2 rRNA genes are annotated in these 5343 nt (G+C 55.4%); both read right to left on the minus strand.

The window, feature by feature from the left end:
• Positions 1 to 21: 21 nt before the first annotated feature.
• A 23S ribosomal RNA gene (locus J7E22_RS16995) occupies positions 22 to 3149 on the minus strand.
• Between the two features lie 455 nt (positions 3150 to 3604).
• Positions 3605 to 5126, minus strand: a 16S ribosomal RNA gene (locus tag J7E22_RS17000).
• The 16S and 23S rRNA genes sit together here, the layout of an rRNA operon.
• Positions 5127 to 5343: the final 217 nt, after the last annotated feature.

Consider the following 5343-nt stretch of genomic DNA (forward strand, 5'->3'; position numbering starts at 1 on the left):
AAAGGTGCGGGAAATAATTGTGTTGTCAAGTCTTCGGCTTATTAGTACCGGTCAGCTCCACGGGTCGTTAGTCCCCGCTTCCACATCCGGCCTATCAACCCAGTAGTCTGCTGGGAGCCTCTCACACTCAAGGTGCATGGAAATCTCATCTCGAAGACGGCTTCCCGCTTAGATGCTTTCAGCGGTTATCCGGTCCGAACGTAGCTAATCAGCGGTGCCCTTGGCAGAACAACTGACACACCAGAGGTTCGTCCATCCCGGTCCTCTCGTACTAGGGATAGATCTTCTCAAATTTCCAACGCGCGCAGCGGATAGGGACCGAACTGTCTCACGACGTTCTAAACCCAGCTCGCGTACCGCTTTAATGGGCGAACAGCCCAACCCTTGGGACCTACTCCAGCCCCAGGATGCGACGAGCCGACATCGAGGTGCCAAACCATGCCGTCGATATGGACTCTTGGGCAAGATCAGCCTGTTATCCCCGAGGTACCTTTTATCCGTTGAGCGACAGCGCTTCCACAAGCCACTGCCGGATCACTAGTCCCGACTTTCGTCCCTGCTCGACCTGTCAGTCTCACAGTCAAGCTCCCTTGTGCACTTACACTCGCCACCTGATTGCCAACCAGGTTGAGGGAACCTTTGGGCGCCTCCGTTACTCTTTGGGAGGCAACCGCCCCAGTTAAACTACCCATCAGGCACTGTCCATGAACCCGATCAGGGTCCTACGTTAGACATCCAGAGTGACCAGAGTGGTATTTCAACAATGACTCCACGAACACTAGCGTGCCCGCTTCACAGTCTCCCACCTATCCTACACAAGCCACACCGAACACCAATACCAAACTGTAGTAAAGGTCACGGGGTCTTTCCGTCCTGCTGCGCGTAACGAGCATCTTTACTCGTAGTGCAATTTCGCCGAGTTCGCGGTTGAGACAGCTGGGAAGTCGTTACGCCATTCGTGCAGGTCGGAACTTACCCGACAAGGAATTTCGCTACCTTAGGATGGTTATAGTTACCACCGCCGTTTACTGGGGCTTAAATTCAGAGCTTCGCCCAAAGGCTAACCCTTCCTCTTAACCTTCCAGCACCGGGCAGGCGTCAGTCCGTATACATCGTCTTGCGACTTCGCACGGACCTGTGTTTTTAGTAAACAGTCGCTTCCCACTGGTCTCTGCGGCCTTCAACGCTCACGGAGTAAATCCGGTCACGCGTCCGGCCCCCCTTCTCCCGAAGTTACGGGGGCATTTTGCCGAGTTCCTTAACCACGATTATCTCGATCTCCTTGGTATTCTCTACCTGACCACCTGAGTCGGTTTCGGGTACGGGCGGCTGCAACCTCGCGTCGATGCTTTTCTCGGCAGCATAGGATCACTGATTTCCCCTTACGGGTACGCGTCGGATCTCAGGCGTACAGACGACGGATTTGCCTATCGTCAGCCCTACATCCTTACACCAGGATCACCTTACGGATACCATCGCCTGGCTCAGCTACCTTCCTGCGTCACACCTGTTCATACGCTAACCGCACCAGCATGGGGTCGAGCGTTAGACCGTGCCGCATCACCCCGAAGGGATCCGCAAGTCACGGGTTAGGACTCTTAGCACCACTGGATTAGCTTGGGCGGTTGTTCGCCGGTACGGGAATATCAACCCGTTGTCCATCGACTACGCCTGTCGGCCTCGCCTTAGGTCCCGACTTACCCAGGGCGGATTAACCTGGCCCTGGAACCCTTGGTCTTTCGGAGGACGGGTTTCTCACCCGTCTTTCGCTACTCATGCCTGCATTCTCACTCGTGTGGCGTCCACGGCTGGATTACTCCGCCGCTTCACTCGCCACACGACGCTCTCCTACCACTCCGCACGACTGAACCACGAAGGCTTGTCAATATGCGAAATCTACAACTTCGGTGGTGTGCTTGAGCCCCGTTACATTGTCGGCGCGGAATCACTTGACCAGTGAGCTATTACGCACTCTTTCAAGGGTGGCTGCTTCTAAGCCAACCTCCTGGTTGTCTGTGCAACTCCACATCCTTTCCCACTTAGCACACGCTTAGGGACCTTAGTTGGTAGTCTGGGTTGTTTCCCTCTCGACGATGAAGCTTATCCCCCACCGTCTCACTGCTGCGCTCTCACTCACCGGCATTCGGAGTTTGGCTGACGTCAGTAACCTGTTGAGGCCCATCGGCCATCCAGTAGCTCTACCTCCGGCGAGAAACACGCAACGCTGCACCTAAATGCATTTCGGAGAGAACCAGCTATCACGAAGTTTGATTGGCCTTTCACCCCTATCCACAGCTCATCCCCTCCATTTTCAACTGAAGTGGGTTCGGTCCTCCACGACGTCTTACCGTCGCTTCAACCTGGCCATGGATAGATCACTTCGCTTCGGGTCTAGGACATGCGACTGAATCGCCCTATTCAGACTCGCTTTCGCTACGGCTGCCCCACACGGGTTAACCTCGCCACATATCACTAACTCGCAGGCTCATTCTTCAAAAGGCACGCCGTCACCCCTACAAAGGAGGCTCCGACGGTTTGTAAGCAAACGGTTTCAGGTACTATTTCACTCCCCTCCCGGGGTACTTTTCACCTTTCCCTCACGGTACTTGTCCGCTATCGGTCATCTGGGAGTATTTAGGCTTATCAGGTGGTCCTGACAGATTCACACGGGATTTCTCGGGCCCCGTGCTACTTGGGATACACATCCGGCCATAACATCATTTCGTCTACGGGGCTGGCACCCACTACGGCCCGGCTTTCAAACCGGTTCGACTATGATGCGCTGTAACCGCCCCAGTCCGGCAGAACTGAGCGACGTGTCCCACAACCCCGACCATGCAACGCCCGCCGGCTATCACACATGATCGGTTTAGCCTCATCCGCTTTCGCTCGCCACTACTCACGGAATCACATGTTGTTTTCTCTTCCTGTGGGTACTGAGATGTTTCACTTCCCCACGTTCCCTCTACCCGCCCTATATATTCAGGCGGGAGTCACCAGGTCGCAAAAGCGCCCAGCGGGGTTTCCCCATTCGGAAATCCTCGGATCGAAGCTCGATTATCAGCTCCCCGAGGCTTATCGCAGATTTCTACGTCCTTCTTCGGCTCCAGATGCCAAGGCATCCACCGTTTGCTCTTAGAAACTTGACCACAAAGATTAAAATTGCGATCCAACGTCACGAAGCGGTCCCGGACCGAGAAGGCCCGAAACATTCATCACGCGAATCTAAAGATGCTCGCGTCCACTGTGTAGTTCTCAACATACGATCGGCACCACACTCCCCCGAAGCAACCGCTCCAGCATCATGTGGCCCAACGAAGGACCCGCAGGCCCAACCCCCACCACCCACGAACCCATCACAGATCCGCTTCGGCAGGAAGCCTGGTCCCTCAGGACCCAACAACGTGCACCAGCCAAGACCTCCACCCCGACCCGTTCCAACCAAGGCAAGCCCCGGTGTACTGAGATCGGAAGCATCGCTCCCAACTGCACTGTCAATGTTCCACCCATGAGCTACCCGTCGGACACGTTCGGTCCGAATCAGGCGCCTGAACCCACCCCCACCACCACACAAGTGAGGCGAGGCGAGTCAGATGCTCCTTAGAAAGGAGGTGATCCAGCCGCACCTTCCGGTACGGCTACCTTGTTACGACTTAGTCCTAATCACCGATCCCACCTTCGACGGCTCCTTCCACAAGGGTTAGGCCACCGGCTTCGGGTGTTACCGACTTTCATGACTTGACGGGCGGTGTGTACAAGGCCCGGGAACGTATTCACCGTAGCGTTGCTGATCTACGATTACTAGCGACTCCGACTTCATGAGGTCGAGTTGCAGACCTCAATCCGAACTGAGACCGGCTTTTTGGGATTCGCTCCACCTTACGGTATCGCAGCCCTTTGTACCGGCCATTGTAGCATGCGTGAAGCCCAAGACATAAGGGGCATGATGATTTGACGTCATCCCCACCTTCCTCCGAGTTGACCCCGGCAGTCTCCTATGAGTCCCCGCCATAACGCGCTGGCAACATAGAACGAGGGTTGCGCTCGTTGCGGGACTTAACCCAACATCTCACGACACGAGCTGACGACAACCATGCACCACCTGTACACCGACCACAAGGGGGCGACCATCTCTGGCCGTTTCCGGTGTATGTCAAGCCTTGGTAAGGTTCTTCGCGTTGCATCGAATTAATCCGCATGCTCCGCCGCTTGTGCGGGCCCCCGTCAATTCCTTTGAGTTTTAGCCTTGCGGCCGTACTCCCCAGGCGGGGCGCTTAATGCGTTAGCTACGACACAGAAACCGTGGAAAGGTCCCTACATCTAGCGCCCAACGTTTACGGCATGGACTACCAGGGTATCTAATCCTGTTCGCTCCCCATGCTTTCGCTCCTCAGCGTCAGTTACGGCCCAGAGATCTGCCTTCGCCATCGGTGTTCCTCCTGATATCTGCGCATTCCACCGCTACACCAGGAATTCCAATCTCCCCTACCGCACTCTAGTCTGCCCGTACCCACTGCAAGCCCGAGGTTGAGCCTCGGGATTTCACAGCAGACGCGACAAACCGCCTACGAGCTCTTTACGCCCAATAATTCCGGACAACGCTTGCACCCTACGTATTACCGCGGCTGCTGGCACGTAGTTAGCCGGTGCTTTTTCTGCAGGTACCGTCACTTTCGCTTCTTCCCTACTAAAAGAGGTTTACAACCCGAAGGCCGTCATCCCTCACGCGGCGTTGCTGCATCAGGCTTTCGCCCATTGTGCAATATTCCCCACTGCTGCCTCCCGTAGGAGTCTGGGCCGTGTCTCAGTCCCAGTGTGGCCGGTCACCCTCTCAGGCCGGCTACCCGTCGTCGCCTTGGTGAGCCATTACCTCACCAACAAGCTGATAGGCCGCGAGTCCATCCCCAACCAAAAAATCTTTCCACCACCAGACCATGCGGCCAGTGATCATATCCAGTATTAGACGTCGTTTCCAACGCTTATCCCAGAGTCAGGGGCAGGTTACTCACGTGTTACTCACCCGTTCGCCACTAATCCGCCCAGCAAGCTGGGCATCATCGTTCGACTTGCATGTGTTAAGCACGCCGCCAGCGTTCGTCCTGAGCCAGGATCAAACTCTCCGTAAAATAATTACAACCAACACCGAAGTGTCAGCGAGTTGATTCTGACTGTTGACTGTCTACTGACAATCTTCAATCCAAAAGGAATTGTCTCCGAACACGACCAGCAAGCTGATCATGTACGAGGTCAATAAATTGGCATTGACAATGTGCACGCTGTTGAGTTCTCAAGGACCAGACGCACCCCCCGCTCGACCCCACAAAGAGGTTCCGCCAGAGAGGC

The sequence above is a fragment of the Curtobacterium sp. ISL-83 genome (assembly GCF_018613895.1).
GTDB lineage: Bacteria > Actinomycetota > Actinomycetes > Actinomycetales > Microbacteriaceae > Curtobacterium.